Source organism: Candidatus Thermoplasmatota archaeon (assembly GCA_035540375.1).
In the GTDB taxonomy this organism is placed as follows: Archaea; Thermoplasmatota; SW-10-69-26; order JACQPN01; family JAJPHT01; genus DATLGO01.
In genome coordinates this window covers 65,618-80,433 of sequence record DATLGO010000048.1, presented here as the reverse complement: position 1 = coordinate 80,433, position 14,816 = coordinate 65,618, and the positions used below count along the sequence as shown (strand labels likewise).

The following is a 14,816-nucleotide window of genomic DNA, read 5'->3' as shown; positions in this document are numbered from 1 at the left end:
AATCATGGCCACGAAACCCCAGGCAGCGAAGACGTTCGCCCAGGCGCGCCCGCAGCGCCCCCCGAACCCGAACGTCGTCCGGCTCGCCGACACGACGAAGCGCCTCATCGACGAGGTGGCGAAGGTCATCGTCGGCAAGCGCGAGGTGCTGGAGCTCGTCACGATCAACATCCTCTCGTCGGGCAACATCCTCTTCGAGGACTTTCCCGGCATGGCGAAGACGCTCATGGCGAACACGTTCGCGCGCGCGGCCGGCTGCGACTTCCGCCGCATCCAGTTCACGCCCGACGTGCTTCCCGGCGACATCACGGGCACGTACGTCTACAACCAGCAGTCGAGCGAGTTCAACTTCCGCCCGGGCCCGGTCTTCACCAACATCCTGCTCGCGGACGAGATCAACCGCGCCCCGCCCAAGACCCAATCGGCTCTCCTCGAGGCCATGCAGGAGCGCCAGGTCACGGTCGAAGGCGCGACGCTCAAGCTCGACAAGCCGTACCTCGTCATGGCGACGCAGAACCCGGTCGAGCAGGAAGGTACCTACCCGCTGCCCGAAGCCCAGATGGACCGCTTCCTCATGAAGCTCAGCGTCGGGTACCCCGCGAAGGCCGACGAGGCCGAGATCCTGCGCCGCCGCATCCGTCGGGCGAAGGACGACGTCGACGTGTCCGCCGTCACGAACCCCCAGCAGGTCATCGCGATGCAGCAGACGATCGAGACGATCTACATCTCGGACGAGATGATCGACTACATCGCCGACCTCGTCGTCCGCACGCGCGGCCACCCCGACATCTACGTCGGCTCCTCGCCGCGCGGCTCGCAGGCGCTCCTCAAGGCCTGCCGCAGCAAGGCCGCCATGTCGGGCCGCGACTTCGTCGTCCCCGACGATGTCAAGTTCGTCGCGCCCCACATCCTCGCCCACCGCATCATCCTGCGGCCCGAATCGAAGATCCGGGGCGTCAAGAACCACGACGTCGTGAACGAGATCGTCCGCGAGGCGCCGGTTCCCACCGTGTGAGACGTCGATGAAGCTCACCCTGAAGGGCGCGCTCACCGCGGCCGGATCGGGACTGCTCGTCTCGGTCGGCCTCGTGTTCGACGCGCCGGTCGTCGGATCGGCGGGCCTCGCGGGCCTCGCCCTCCTCGCCGCCGCAGCCTTCACGGTGAAGTCCGTCGACATCCGCGCCACGCGCGAGACCTCGAGCCAGGTCGGCCACGAGGGCGCCGAGGTCAAGACGCGGCTCCGCGTCGAGGCCAAGGGCCTTCGCGGAAGGGTGTTCGCGGAGATCCGCGACACCCTCCCGCCCGGTCTCGAGATCGCGGGCGGCTCGAACTACGTCCTCACCGCGCTCTCGGCGGAGCCGCTTGAGATGGACTACGTGCTCCGCGCGCCCATCAAGGGGAAGTTCTCGCTCGGGCCGGTGCGGCTCCGCGTGCAGGACGCGTTCGGGCTCTTCCACGAGGACAACGACGTGGACCGCGTGACGTTCCTCACGATCTACCCGCGCCAATTCGACCTGCGGGACGCGCTCACGAAGAGCAAGTTCCCGCTCGTCGTCGCGGGCGACTACATCGTCGGCCAACCCGGCTACGGCTCGTCGTTCTTCGCGTTGCGCGAATACATGACGGGCGACCCTTACCGATCGATCAACTGGAAGGCGAGCGCGCGCAGCAAGAACTTCATCGTCAACCAGACGGAGCGCGAGACGCAGGCCCGCGTCACGATCCTCTTCGACAACCGCGAGATCGCGCGCCTCGGCACCGTGCGCGACAACGCCATCGTGTACGGATCGCGCGCCGCGGTCTCGCTCGCGGGCTTCCTCCTCAAGCGCCGGGACAAGATGCGGCTCATCTTCTACGAGGACGCGATCCGCGAGGTCCGCCTCACCGGCACCGAGAAGCCCATCATCCCGCTCTCGGAGGCCCTCGCGGACGCCGACGGCAAGGGCGCGATGAAGGCCCTCGAGGCCGTGGGACAGATCCTCCCGATGCTGAAGCCGCGAAGCCCCATCATCCTCATCTCGAACCTCCTCGACGACGGCACCGCGAGCGAGGCCGTTCGCGCCCTGCGCGCCTACGAGATGCGCGTCCTCGTGGTCACCCCGCGCGCGGGCGCCTTCCTCGAGAAGGCGGGCATCGCGCCCGGCACGGCCGAGTACGAGACCGCGATGCTCGAGCGCGAGACGGCCATCGCCCAGATGAAGTCCTACGGCGCCGTGGTCGTCGACTGGGACACCGCCGAGCCGATCACCGTCACCTTCGCCCGGGAGGCGCTGCTTTGACGCGCGACATCGGCCGCGGCGCCCGATCGAGCATCGCGATGGCGACCGCGGGCCTCGCGACGACGGCCCTCGCGACGGGCGGCCTCGCCCTCCTCGGCGACCGTCCGTTCCTCGGCGTCGTCGAGATTCCGGCGCTCACCCTCGCCGCGGGCCTCGCGGCCACCGCGATCGCGCGGCACGGGCTCGTGCGGGCCTCGCGCTTCAACGTCGAGAACGACCCGGAGGGTCGCGGCGAACGCCTCGCCTACCTCCAGACGGCCGCGGGAGGCCTTCTCGCGATCCTCGTCGCGCTCCCCGTCGCGACCGCGTTTCCGTCCCTCCTCGAATGGGTGATCGCGCTCGCCGGCGGGCTCGGGTTCGTCGTCTTCGTCGAGAACGCGACCCTCGCCGCGAAGTTCCTCCACGTCGCCGCGGCCGCGCCCCCCGGCACGATCGCGCGCCTCGATGCCGCGGCTTCCGCGGTCCGGGCGGGTCAGCTGAGGCTTCTTGCGATCGCGGCCGCGATCGTGCTCGTCGCGGTCCTCATGGGACCGACGATCTTCGGCCTCCTCCACCCCGTCCTCGGGGCGAGCGTCGAGGCCCGCAGCCTCCACGGGGCCGCCGTCCTCGTCGGCCTCACGACGCTCGCGTCGCTCGGGTACCTCGCCTTGAAGACGCGGCGCGCGGCGTAGGTTCGGCGATCCGTCCTCAGCGTCGGCGCTCGCCGAGCCTGTGGGCTCGGCGGCGGCTTGGCGGCGCTGCGGCGCCGCCTTCGCGCTCAACGAACTGCGGGTTCGTTGGCGGCTTGGCGGCGCTTTGGCGCCGCCTTCGCCGGCGTCGGAAGGGGGTCCTGATGCGGGCTGGTTCGGGGTGACCCCGTCGCTTCCGACGCCGCCCTGAGAAGGAGGGCGGCCAGCCTACTCGATCTTCAGCGTCGGCGGCGTCGGAAGGGGGTCCTGATTCTTGTTCAGCGTGATGACGACGAGCTGCGTGGAGCCCGCGCGGCAGAGCGCGTCCATGGGGCACGCGCGGCACATCTCGCGGGACGGGTGGTAGGCGACCTCGTTCACGAAGAGGTCGAAATGGTTCACCGCGTCCTGCGCGACGGGATTGAGGGCGAACTGGTCCTTCTCGGTCGCGACGACGAGCTTGCGGGAGACGAGCTTCTCGAGGCGGCTTTTCAGGAAGGACTGGTAGGCGTAGGAGTTCACGAGGCTCTCGAACTTGCGCTTGCCCCAGCGCGTGTTGCCGTATTCCTCGCCGTGGGCCTCGTGGTAGAAGCCCATGAAATCCTGGAGGGTGAACGTCTCGAGGCCCACGTTCTGGAACACCCGCGTGAGCTCGAGATTCAGCGTCAGGTCGTCGCCCGTGAGGCGCCTGAAGCGCATGTACGAGCAGATCTCCCAGTGCTTGATCGGCGCGCGCCAGCGGTACGTGAAGGCGTCCCGCAGGCCCTTGCCCGTGAGCTCGATGATGCCGCGCTCCTCGAAGTCCATGAGCTTCTCGCGGACCTTGTGGCTCGTGAAGCCGTAGAACTCGCAGGACGAGTTCGGGCGGTTCCCGTTCTCGGAGACGAAGATGTGGTTGATCCGGCGGGCCGTGAAGCGGGCGATCTCGAGCTTCACGTCGTCCGTGATGGTGATGGAGCGCCCCCCGAGGAGGGCGTTCAGGAGCGAGTCGTTGATCGAATTGTAGACGTGCAGCTTCAACGCTGCGTAGAAGGCCTTGTCCACGCTGAGGGGTCCCGCGCGGAAGTCATTCACGCGGGCGTTGCCTCCACGGGGGCGGGAGAGGGTGCACTGTGGAGAGGGGGTCCTGACTGACCCGAGCTAGGCTGGCCGTGGCTCCCGGAAATTCGTCGGGCCTCCTGAGCTTTTCTCACGATTGGATGGACCGATCCGAAGCTGGGGCGCGTCTCCGCGACAGGCGGCAACGGGCTTCCCGTGGCCGGGTGGGTTTATATGTCTGTGCCTTCCCCGGGGGCGTCCTCGGCGGCCCCCCGACGCTGCCCCTGGTACATGGCGAGAACCTCGGCCGTGGAGGTCGCGTCCTCGGGGGCCTTGTCGCGCCGCCAGGTCCCCGTGAAGCGCGGGAAGCGGACGGCGACCCCCGACCCGCTCTTCAGGACGTCCGCGAGCGCGGTGTGGATGGGCGAGAGGGTGAGCTCCGCGCCGCGCACCTCCGCGACGAGCGTGGGGACGAACCACGTGTCGGCCGCGAGGCGGGAGCGCACGCGGGGATGCCGCGCTTCGACGGTCGTGGGGGCGAGCTCCTCGACGAGGGCGGCGAGCGTCGCGTCGTCGAAGCCGGTGCCGAGCTTGCACACCGTCTCGAAGACGTCCTCCTCGCGATTGTAGGCGGCCATGAGGAGCGCGCCGTGCCACCCCTTGCGGCGACCCCGGCCCGTGAAGGCCCCGACGACCACGAGGTCGAGGCTGTCGGAAAGCTCGGCCCGGTAGTCGCGCTTGAACTTGATCCACTGCCAGCCGCGGGCGCCCGCGCGGTAGGTCGAGTCCTCGGCGATCGATTTGCACATGATGCCTTCCGCGCCGTCCGCGACGGATTCGTCGAAGATGCGCACGAGCTCGTCGCTCGTTTCGACGACCCGGTAGTGGCTGAGGCGGACGGACTCGTCGCCCGGGAAGAGCCGCGTGAGCGCGGCGCGGCGCTCGGGAAGCGTCCGGCCCGTGAGGTCCTCGCCGTCCGCGAGGAGACAGTCGAAGAGATAGATCGCGACCGGCACGTCCTCGACGACCTGGTCGAGGTCGCGCTTCCGCCCGCGGCGCTGGCTCGTCTCCTGGAACGGCAGCATCTCGCCGGTCGTCTTGTCGACCGCGACGACCTCGCCCTCGACGACGGCTTCGCGGCCCCTCATGGAGGCCCTGAGCGCCTGCGCGACGTCGGGAAACTGCACGGTGAGGTTCTCGAGGCGGCGCGAGAAGAAGCTGATCGGGCCCGATTCCGGGATGTGCGCCTGCACGCGGAGCCCATCGTACTTGTACTCGACCGCGGCCTTTCCCCCGAGCTTCGCGAGGATCTCCTCGGCGGTCGGAAGGCGCTCGGCGAGCATGGCGCGAAGCGGCACCCCCACCCTGACCTGGAGCTTCGAGAGGGCGTCGAGGCCGCCTTCGCGGACGCGCCGCGCGACGAGGCCGAGATCGCTCGAGACGTTGTAGGCGCGCTCGAGCGCGGCCTTGTCCTCCTTCGTCGCGTAGGCCTGCGCGAGGGCGTCGAGGAGGGTCATGTCGGCGATGCCGAGCCGGAGCTTGCCGGTGACGGTGCGCACGAGGTATCGCGCCTGGCGCGGCTCCGTTCCGAGAAGGAGATCCTGGAGGGTCGCGAGCTTGCGCTCCTGGGACCCCGGCCCCGTCGATTGCGCGATCGATTCGAAGGCCGCGTAGGCGCGCGCGACGGTGAGCGGCTCGCGGCTCGTCTCCTCCTCGGGGCCCGAGAATCCGAAGAGCGTGGACTGGCGCTTCGCGGCGGCGGTCTTCCTGCCGGCCTTCACTTCGCCCCCGAGGAGCTTCTCGGCGGCGTCCCCGAGGTCGCCCGCCGCGTGGTAGGCCGCGACGACGGCCTCCTCCGTGTGGCCGGTCGCGAAGACGAGCGCCCGGATCACGAGCTTCTCCGCGAGTCCGAGCTCGACGCCGACGAAATCGGGGTAGAGCTTGCCCTGCGTGAGGTACACGATGCGCGGCAGGTCCTCGGCGTCGGCCTCCTTCACGAGCTCGACGAGGATGCCCGTGAGCTCGAGGCGGGCGCGCGTCGCGGAGAGCCGGTCGTAGTACGAGCAGAGGCGCGCGTAGTCCACGCGGCGGGAACGCAGCCTTGCGGCTTAAGCGTCTCCCGGGTCAGCCGTACATCGGCGGGACCGAGTCGCGGTCCGGCGCGGCGGCGGGGGCGGCCTGCTTCTGCATCATGCGGAGGGTCCGCTCGATATTCTCCGCCTCGCTGTAGAGCGGCTTCACGTCGATGTCGACCTGGTCGAGGAGGCCGTTGATGACCTCGATCACCTTCGCGGCGGCGCGCGCGTCGGGGTAGTTCGGGTTCGCTTCGGCGAGGATGGAGATGGCGTTGAAGCCCTCCTTCTTCCCGAGGTTCAGCAGGACGCCCGAGACGCCCGTGATGATGCCGTTGCCGAACTGCTCGAGACCGTGCTTCTGCAGCATCGCCCGCGTCTCCTCGGTGGACCCGAGCGCGTAGACCCCGACTTCGTCCTCCGCCTTCTCGCCTTCGGAATCGATGACGAGCCCCTCGGGCGAGATGACGGTCTTCGCGCCCTTCGCGAGCGCGAACTGCATGATGGCCTCGGCGATGGGCCGGATGAGCTTGGGGGCCGGCTGGAACTCGGAGATGAAGACGCACACGCCCTTCCCCGCGTAGATGCGCACGGGGTACAGGGGAACGCCATTGCGGACGATGGAGACCGTCGGGAACCACTTCGAATCCATGATCCCGATCTGCTCGAGCTCGAGCACGTCGATGAGGTAGTTCGCGGTGATCGTGCTCACGAGGCCGACGCTCGGGAACCCGTCGATGATCGTCGCGCCGCGGAGGTCGACCTCCTGGAACTCGTGGACCGTCAGATCGCGCTCGTTGTCCATGATCGTCCTCGGCGGCGGTTAGACCGCCCAGAGTATATAGGGTTGCGCTCCTTGGCCCAAGGACGGGCCGCGACCCCGCGGGCCTTGCGCCTCGCGCGGCCCGCCCGCACGGCGCCGCCGGGCGCGCGAGGTCCCGGGCCCGGTGGATCCGCCCCCGGGCGCGCGGTCGTCCGCCCTGCCGCGCGCCGCCCAGGCACCACGCTTATGGACGCCCGCGGCCACGCCGCGGCGGCATGACCGCGGCGACCCCGACCGTCAGCAAGCGGCGCGCCGCGGCGCCGCCGACGGCACCGGTCCTGGCGAGCGCGGGCCCCGCGGTCCCGACGGATGCCCCGCGCGCGGCGCCGCCCGGCTCGGCGGGCGCAACGCTCCCGCGGGCGCGGGCGCCGCGAGGCAGGCGATCGAGGACGCCGCGTGGCGCGGGGAGGTCCCCGGGGGACCGCCTGCGCCGCCGGAGCCGAGCGGCGCGAGCGAGGCCCGACGGAGTCCCGTTGGTGGAAAGTTTATCTCCTTCGACGACCCAGGAATATGGCAATCGAGAAAACCGTGACCGCGCGCGGACGTCGCGCGCCCTTTGGAGACTTCTCCATGAACCGCATCACGCATCCAGATCAGCACGCCGAATCGCGGAGGAACGCCTGACATGATGGGACGAGAGCTCAAGACGCGCATCTTCGACATCGACCTCGGCAAGTATCAGGTTCTCCTGCACAAGGAGGACGCCGAGGCGCTCGGGGTCCACCCCGGGGACCGCGTGCGCGTCCAGAACGACGAGACCGTGACCGCGCTCGTCGACACCACGGATTCGGTCGTGCAACCCGGCGAGGTCGGAGTCTTCCTCGAGCTCAAGACGCGCTTCGACGTCGGGGACGGCGCCGTCCTTCGGCTCTACCCGGCCGAGAAGCCGCAGTCCATCGCCGCGATCAAGAAGAAGATGCACAAGGCGAAGCTTTCGAAGGAGGAGATCGACAAGATCATCGTCGACGTGGTCGACGGCACGCTCTCCGACGTCGAGCTCTCCGCATGGGTCACGGCCCTCGAGATCAACGACATGGACATGGAGGAGATCGAGCACCTCACGCGGTCCATGGTGAAATACGGCGAGACGATCGATTTCGGCGGCGAGGTCGTCTTCGACAAGCACTCGATCGGCGGCGTGCCCGGGAACAAGATCACGCTCCTCGTCGTCCCGATCATCGCGGCCGAGGGGCTGCTCATCCCGAAGACGTCGAGCCGCGCCGTCACGGGCGCCGCCGGTACCGCGGACGTCATGGAGGTCTTCGGTCCCGTGAACCTGAACGCGGAGGAGATCTACCGCATCACGAAGAAGACGGGCGGCGTCATGTGCTGGGGCGGCGGCGTGAACCTCGCGCCCGCGGACGACATCATCATCCGCGTCGAGCATCCGCTTTCGCTCGATCCCCCGGCGCAGCTTCTCGCCTCCGTCATGGCGAAGAAGAAGGCTGTCGGCGCGAACAAGCTCGTGATGGACCTTCCCACCGGGGAGGGCACGAAGCTCCCGACCGTCGACGACGCGCGGAAGCTCGGCCGCATGTTCATGGAGCTCGGCGACCGCCTCGACATGGAGGTCGAGTGCGCGATCACGTACGGCGGCCAGCCCGTCGGCAAGACCATCGGCTGCGCGCTCGAGGCGAACGAGGCCCTTGCGGCCCTGCGCGGTCTCGATCACGCGCCCCGCTCGCTCATTGAGAAATCCGTCGCAATCGCGGGCATCGCGCTCGAGATGGGCGGCGTCGTGGGCCGGGGGCTCGGCCACGCGCGGGCGGAGGAGGTCCTGAGGTCGGGCCGCGCCCTCGCGAAGTTCACGGAGATCGTGGAGGCGCAGGGCGGCAAGGTCCCGAAGGGCGACATTCCCGTCGGCAAGTTCCAGGAGACGATCAACGCGACCGACGACGGCTACGTCGCGGGCATCAACAACAAGGCCATCGTGGCGCTTGCGCGCGCGACCGGGTCTCCGCGCGACAAGGGCGCGGGCCTTTTCGTGCACCACAAGCGCGGCGACAAGGTTGACCAGGGCGAGCCCCTTCTCACCATCTACGCGGAAAGCGAGTACAAGCTCCGCGAGGCCGTCGCCCTCGCGAAGAAGACGCCGCCCGTGCGGCTCGAGGGCATGCTCCTCCAGCGTCTCCACGACATCCGCGAGATCTGAGGCTCAGAACACGCCGAGGACGACGAGCGCCGCAAGGGCGGCGACGCCCGCGGCCGTCGTCGCGGCGAGCGCGGTCCCGACGCGCTTCAGGAGGTCGAGGCTCATCGTGCGGAGCACGACGAACTTGTTCACGACCCCGAAGACGGAGGTCGCGATCGCGGTCGTCGCGGCCACCTGCAGGCTGATCTTGCCCGTCGCGTAGAGCGTCGCGAGGCTCGCGACGTTCGCCCCCGCCGTGAAGAAACCGGAGAGGGCCGTCACGTAGACGCCGACCTCCCCGAAGCGGAGGGCGATCGCCTCCGAAAGTCCGGCCAGGAGCGCGAAGAGGGCCGCGAAGCGCAGCGCGGGCGCGACGGCGAACGGGTTCTTGAGACGGATCGGGCCCTCGGGCGCCGCGTCCTCGCTCGTGCGCCACCGAAGGTAGGCGTAGATGGCCGCGACGAGCATCATCGCGATGATCGCGGGGGCCATCGCGAGGAGAACGCCGAAGGTGGGGTCCGCGAGGCCCGCGATCACGAGGATGCGCGCGAGCATCGTGCCGATCGCGAGGAGCACGGCCGTGGCGGCCGCCCCCGCGAGGGCCGGGTGGTCGCGCACCGTCGTCGCGAGGCTCGCGGTCGTCGCTTCGGAGTTCACGAGGCCCCCGAGGAGGCCCATGACCTCCGTGCCACGCGCGTTCCCGAGCGCCCGCATCGCGATGAACCCCGCGAACGAGACGGCGGAGACGAGCACGGCAATGATGAGGATGCGGTAGGGGTCGACGACCTGACCGCGTCCCACGAAGGGGAGCGCGTCGACCTCCGGGGGAAGGTTGGAGGCGAGGGGGAGCGCGATGAACGCGACCGCGATGAACTGGAGCGCGCCGAGCATCTCCTCGTCGTCAAGGCCGAAGGCGAAGCCGTGGAGGCGCTCCTTCGTGAGGAGGAGGAAGGTCGTCGCGACACCGATGACGAGCGCCTCCTGGATGAAATTGTACGCGACGAGGAAGCCGAGGAGGAACGTGACCACGAGGGCGACGGGCGAGGTGAGGCCCGTCACGCCAAGCCGGTGGCGCACGATGAGGAACGCGATCGCGAGGAGCGTGATGAACAGGACGCCCGCGGCGAGGACGAGGGGTTCGCCCGCCGTGATGCCGACGACCGCCATCATGTAGCCGGAAAGCGACACGAGCGGGAACGTACGGACGCCCGCGATGACCTCCTTCCTCGCGTCCGCGTGATGCTCGCGCTCGAGCCCGATGAGCCCCCCGAGGCCGACGGAGAGGGCGAAACCGACCCAGAAGGAGGGCTCCATCAGCGCGCCCCCGGTCGACCGGGAACGGACTCCGGCGTGCCGTGCACGTCGACGGTATCGCGGGGGGTCGGCCATAAGCGTTCCGAGTCCGAACCTTTCCCAGGAAGCGGCCACAACCCTTGACGAGTCTCCAGGGGAGAGGGGGACGCATGATCGAGGGCCTCATCCGCACCGACTTCGCCCTGGTGGACAAGCGCGAGCCCGTGTCGAGCGTTGCGGGGTGGCTCAAGGGGGAGGCCCGAGACCGACCCCTCGTCGCGGACCGCGGCCGCCCGTGGGGCATCCTCAATCTTCGCAGGCTCACGAAGAGCGCCCTCCCGGCCCGCGAGCGTCTCGAACGCCTCGCGATCGGCACGGGCGTCGTCGCCGAGGACGCGACGCTCGAGGAAGTCGCGCGCGCGCTCACCGACCACGCGGTCGACCACATGCCGGTCGGCGACCAGCGGCGCGCGGCGGGCTACGTGTCCGCCCTCGACGTCGCGCGCGCGCTCGGGGTCGACGGCATCGCGGCCTCGGACGCCCTCGTCGAGGTGCCCGCGCTCGCCGAGGACCAGTCGATGGGCGAGGCGCTCCACCACTTCCACGAGGTGAGCGTCGACGCGCTTCCCGTGGTCGACGCCCGCGGCCGCGTGCGGTCGATCCTGCGACGCCGCGCGCTCTTCGAGGCCGGGTTGAACCGGGACCGCGCCGACGGTCGCGCGATGCCGGGCAACCCCCCCGGCGTCCTCTCGGGCCCCGTGCGCGACTTCGCGACGGACGCGTGGGAAGGCGTCCGCGCGGGCGCCCCCGGCGGGGTCCTCCTCGAGGCCCTCGAGGACTGGGGCGACGCGCCTGTCGTCGATGGCGAGGGACGCCTCGTCGGCATGGCGAGCCCCGTGAGCCTCCTCAGGGCCGTCACCGCGAGCGGCGGGCGAAGCCTTTAGGCCCCCCCTTGGGCTCCCGGGACCCATGTCCGACGCCGAGGCCACGAAGCGCTTCGAAGGCCCCGTCACGATCGAGCAGAGCTTCAAGGTGGACGGCCGCAAGCTGACGGTCCTCGTGACGTTCCCCGGGGCCGTCGCCGCCGAGGTCGGGATGGAGGCCGTCGTCGCGCTCGCGAACCGCGCGATCGTCTCCGTCGAGACGAAGAACCACCAGGTCGAGAAGTTCCGGTGACGACGTGGAGACCGAGCGCGTCCGCAACCTCGTCGTCCTCGGCTGCGTCCACGGGCTCGCGAACGAGGCGAGAGTTCTCCTCGCCGCCCTCGAACGCGAGCCGCCCGACGTCCTCCTTCTCGCGTTGAGCGTCGAGTCGCTCGCGGCGCTCGAGCGGGGATCGAGCGAGGTCGACCCGGACTCCCTCGCCGACGCGGAGGCCGCCTACGCGGTCGCGCTCGAACGATTCGGCGAGGTCGCGCTTCCGCCGCCCGACCTCGTGGCCGCCCTCGCGTGGGCGAAGGAGAAGGGCGTTCCCGTCGAGGCCGTCGACCTCACCGAGGAGGAGTACGAGGACACCTTCACGAGCGAGGTCGGAACGTGGTCGCTCCTGAGGTACGGCCGCCTCGTCCGACGCATGGTGAAGCGACCCCCGGAGGCCTCGACGCCCGAGGCCTTCGCCCGCGCGTGGGACCGCTCCCTCCGCCGCATCAAGGGCCTCGCCGCCGTGGAGGCCGCCCGCGAGTCCGCGATCGCCGAGCGTTCCCTGAAGCACGCCGAGCGCCGGCGCGCGGTCCTCGTGCTGGACGTCGCCCGTTTCGACGGCGTGGTCGCGGCCCTCCGGGCCCGCCAGGGAAAAGATTGATGCGGGCGCCGCGGGCTCGCGCGCGCATGCCCGTTTTCATCCGCGAGGCCTCCACGGTCGTCGTCGATGCTCCCGCCGACGCCGTCGCCCGCGTCCTCGAGGCCCGCGGCGCGCGTCGCGCCGGCATCGCGCGGTACGAAGGGCCTGGCGGGGGCCCGCGCGGGCCGCTCGACGCCCGACGCGAGGCCTGGTACGTGCTGCGGGCCACGCCCCAAGGCACCGAAGTCGTCCACGGCGTGGCGCTCGCGCCCGCGAACCTGGCCGAGAACCTCGCGGCGCGCCTTCGCCGCGCCCGTCTCGCGACCGGGGTGGAGCGGCACCTCGTCGACCTCAAGCGCGAGGCCGAGCGCGAGGCGGGGCTCCGACGGGCTTTTCCGCCGCTTGCGCCATGACGCGGGCGTGGCCCTGCTCCCGACGGGACTCGCGATCGCCGGCCTCGCCCTGATCCTCGTGGGCACCGTCGTCATCGTCCGCCTGCGGGCGTTCCCCAAGGCCTATGGCCTCGGGGTGCTCAGCATGGCCGTCTTCGCGCTGCAGCTTGCGGACCCCTTCGTCACGCTCCAGCTCGGATTGAGGAGCGAAGCCTTCCTCTCGGGCGCGACCTGGTGGGCTCCGCTCACCTACATGTTCGTGCACGCGGACCCGTTCCACCTCGTCGGAAACCTCTTCATCCTGCTCACGGCGGGCGCCGCGCTCGAGGATCGTCTGGGCGAGCGGACGTTCTTCGTGGTCTACTTCGCGGCGGGCTTCGCGGCCGCGCTCGGCCACCTCGGCATGGCCGAGATCCTCCCGCGGATCGTTTCGCCGTTCTCGCTTGCGGTCGGCGCCTCGGGCGCGATCTTCGGCGTGCTCACGACGTACGCCGTCCTCTTCCCGAGGAAGAACCTCCCGATCCTTCTCGGGATCATGGTGTTCTGGTTCCCGAGCTTCGGGGTGCTCCTCATCTATCTCGGCTTCAACGTCGCCTACATGTTCGCCCAGACCGGCATCGCGTGGTGGGGCCACTTCTCGGGCTTCCTCGTGGGGCTCGCGGCCGCCTTCGCTTTCCAGAACCGGCTCCGGGCGCCGACGACGCCGCTTGCCACCGACGCCGCGCTTGCCGCGCTTGCGACCACGCCCGAGACGAAGGAGATCCTCGCAAAGATCGAGACGTTCACGGGCACGGCCGCGGACGACGCCACGTTCAGGGACGCGTGGGTCGAGAAGCTCGTCCGCAAGGCCCGATGCCCTTCAGGCCACGCGCTCGCGCGCGAAAAGTCCACCGTGCGGTGCGCGGGGGGCGAGTTCGAGCTGGACCTCGCGAAAGGCTAGCGCCTCTCGAGGCGGTCCGCGACCCGAGTTGCGAGCCCGCGCGCCCCGCGCACGGCCTTGATGTCGAAGAGCACCTCGCGCTCCTTGAGCCCGCGGCCCACGACGTAGCCGAGGAAATCCATGCGGTGGACGTGCGCCCAGTGCGCGAGGGCCTGCGCCGCGAGCTCCCCGCCCGTTTCGGCCTCGACGACGAGCGCCGCCGCGAGCTTGCCCTCGAGACGGTGCGCCTTCGCGGCCTCCCACGTCTCGTCGAGGAGCGCCTTGAGAGCGGCGCTCGGCGCGCCGAAGTGGCTCGGGGTCGCAATGAGGACCGCGTCGGCGGCCTCGAACCGGCGCGCGAGATCCGCGAGCGCGGCCTTCGGCGGCTGCTCGCCGTTCGCCGCGTCCGCGAGCGCGACGAGGTCCGTCTCCGCGCGGCCCGCGACGGCCTTGAGGGCCTCCTCGAGGAGGATGGTCGTGTTCCCGCCCTTCCGGAGCGTGCCGCTCACGCCGAGGATCCGCGTCATCGTGTTCCCTCCGCCGCCGCGCCCTCGCGGGGCTGTCTCCAGTCGAGGCCCGGGGTCCGGAAGCTCAGCTTCGGCACGACGAGGCTCGATCGCTTGTGCTCGGAATCGCGCATCCTCCGAACGACGCGCTCGACGAGGGCTGGCGATAGGCGCGCGACGCGCGCGATCGTCGCGGCGTCGTGGCCCGCCTCGAGGCCGACGAGGACGCGGTCGAGGTCCGCGTACGCGATGCCGAGGTCGCTCTCGTCCGTCTGCCCCGGCGCGAGGCCCGCGCTCGGGGGCTTCGCGACGACGGGTTCCGGGACGCCGAGAAGGCGCGCGAGCGCGAACACCTCCGTCTTGAGGAGGTCGCCGAGCGGGTAGAGGTCCGCCGCGCCGTCGCCGTATTTCGTGAAGTAGCCGGTCAGGAGCTCGCTCTTGTTGCCCGTGCCGAGCACGAGACGGTTCGTCGCGTTCGCGTGCGCGTAGAGCAGGATCATGCGCGCGCGGGACTTCGCGTTTCCGCGCGAGCGCGCATCGAAGGGCGTGTCGGGGAGCGCGGCCTCCACCGCGTCGGTGATGGGCGTCACCTCCGCGCGCGCGAGGCCGACCCCGAAGCGCTCCGCGACGAGCCGCGCGTGCGCCTCGTCCGTCGGGTCCGAGGTCGCGTGCGGCATCGCGAAGGCCGCGACGCGCGCGCAGCCGAGGGCCTCGACCGCAAGCCCGAGGACGACGGCCGAATCGACGCCGCCCGAGACCCCGAGCACGACGCCCTCCGCGCGGGCCCGCTCGACGGCGTCGCCAAGGAAGCGGACGAGGATGCGGCGCGCGGCCGGGATGTCCGCGTTCGGGGCGAGGTCCACGCGGCAGGAACGCCCCCTCCGCATAAAAAGGTTCAATGGGGGGGCCGCGCGA

At 70.5% G+C, this 14,816-nt stretch carries 15 protein-coding genes; 9 read left to right on the top strand and 6 right to left on the bottom strand.

Annotation, left to right across the window (positions count from 1 at the left end):
* Positions 1-4: 4 nt before the first annotated feature.
* From VM889_05585 to VM889_05575, 3 genes are read left to right on the top strand one after another with little or no spacing between them, the layout of a single operon-like run.
* Positions 5-1,015 (top strand): MoxR family ATPase, encoded by a 1,011-nt coding sequence (locus VM889_05585; protein HVL48008.1) that lies wholly within the window; start codon positions 5-7, stop codon positions 1,013-1,015.
* 7 nt (positions 1,016-1,022) lie between these two features.
* Positions 1,023-2,279: a DUF58 domain-containing protein gene (locus VM889_05580; protein HVL48007.1), complete on the top strand. Its 1,257-nt coding sequence runs from the start codon at positions 1,023-1,025 to the stop codon at positions 2,277-2,279.
* A complete protein-coding gene (locus VM889_05575) occupies positions 2,276-2,950 on the top strand; it encodes a hypothetical protein (protein ID HVL48006.1) in 675 nt (224 codons plus the stop codon). Before VM889_05580 ends, VM889_05575 begins: the two co-directional genes overlap by 4 nt.
* A 225-nt stretch (positions 2,951-3,175) precedes the next feature.
* On the opposite strand, the gene VM889_05570 is transcribed toward VM889_05575, so the two are convergent.
* The 3 genes from VM889_05570 to VM889_05560 all read right to left on the bottom strand — a co-directional run bounded on the left by VM889_05570 (position 3,176) and on the right by VM889_05560 (position 6,862).
* Entirely contained in the window at positions 3,176-4,021 is an 846-nt protein-coding gene (locus VM889_05570; protein ID HVL48005.1) for a hypothetical protein, read from the bottom strand.
* 194 nt (positions 4,022-4,215) lie between these two features.
* Positions 4,216-6,069, bottom strand: a complete 1,854-nt coding sequence (locus tag VM889_05565) for an ATP-dependent DNA ligase (GenBank protein HVL48004.1) — start codon at positions 6,067-6,069, stop codon at positions 4,216-4,218.
* Positions 6,070-6,109: 40 nt separating this feature from the next.
* Positions 6,110-6,862, bottom strand: coding sequence for a PAC2 family protein (locus VM889_05560; protein ID HVL48003.1), 753 nt, complete (start codon positions 6,860-6,862; stop codon positions 6,110-6,112).
* A 643-nt stretch (positions 6,863-7,505) separates the two neighbouring features.
* Here VM889_05560 and VM889_05555 point away from each other — a divergent pair.
* Positions 7,506-9,032 carry an AMP phosphorylase gene (locus tag VM889_05555; protein ID HVL48002.1) on the top strand — a complete coding sequence of 509 codons (1,527 nt, stop codon included), beginning with the start codon at positions 7,506-7,508 and terminating at the stop codon, positions 9,030-9,032.
* A 3-nt stretch (positions 9,033-9,035) separates the two neighbouring features.
* On the opposite strand, the gene VM889_05550 is transcribed toward VM889_05555, so the two are convergent.
* The gene (locus VM889_05550) at positions 9,036-10,325 is read right to left on the bottom strand and encodes a DUF4010 domain-containing protein (GenBank protein HVL48001.1); all 1,290 of its coding nucleotides are present in this window, start codon (positions 10,323-10,325) and stop codon (positions 9,036-9,038) included.
* Between the two features lie 149 nt (positions 10,326-10,474).
* On the opposite strand from VM889_05550, the gene VM889_05545 reads away from it, so the two are divergent.
* The 5 genes from VM889_05545 to VM889_05525 are packed head-to-tail and all read left to right on the top strand — an operon-like array spanning position 10,475 to position 13,416.
* Positions 10,475-11,248 (top strand): CBS domain-containing protein, encoded by a 774-nt coding sequence (locus VM889_05545; GenBank protein HVL48000.1) that lies wholly within the window; start codon positions 10,475-10,477, stop codon positions 11,246-11,248.
* A 25-nt stretch (positions 11,249-11,273) separates the two neighbouring features.
* Positions 11,274-11,480, top strand: a complete 207-nt coding sequence (locus tag VM889_05540) for a hypothetical protein (GenBank protein HVL47999.1) — start codon at positions 11,274-11,276, stop codon at positions 11,478-11,480.
* Positions 11,481-11,484: 4 nt separating this feature from the next.
* Positions 11,485-12,105, top strand: a complete 621-nt coding sequence (locus tag VM889_05535; protein HVL47998.1) for a hypothetical protein — start codon at positions 11,485-11,487, stop codon at positions 12,103-12,105.
* Between the two features lie 26 nt (positions 12,106-12,131).
* Positions 12,132-12,497, top strand: a complete 366-nt coding sequence (locus VM889_05530; protein ID HVL47997.1) for a hypothetical protein — start codon at positions 12,132-12,134, stop codon at positions 12,495-12,497.
* A gap of 7 nt (positions 12,498-12,504) precedes the next feature.
* Positions 12,505-13,416, top strand: a complete 912-nt coding sequence (locus tag VM889_05525) for a rhomboid family intramembrane serine protease (GenBank protein ID HVL47996.1) — start codon at positions 12,505-12,507, stop codon at positions 13,414-13,416.
* Here VM889_05525 and VM889_05520 read toward each other — a convergent pair.
* Both VM889_05520 and VM889_05515 read right to left on the bottom strand, forming a co-directional pair.
* A complete protein-coding gene (locus VM889_05520; protein HVL47995.1) occupies positions 13,413-13,922 on the bottom strand; it encodes an NAD(P)H-dependent oxidoreductase in 510 nt (169 codons plus the stop codon). The genes VM889_05525 and VM889_05520 overlap by 4 nt on opposite strands.
* Complete coding sequence (locus VM889_05515; protein HVL47994.1) at positions 13,919-14,764, bottom strand: NAD+ synthase; 846 nt, start codon at positions 14,762-14,764, stop codon at positions 13,919-13,921. The genes VM889_05520 and VM889_05515 overlap by 4 nt, the downstream gene beginning before the upstream one ends.
* Positions 14,765-14,816 lie beyond the last annotated feature (52 nt).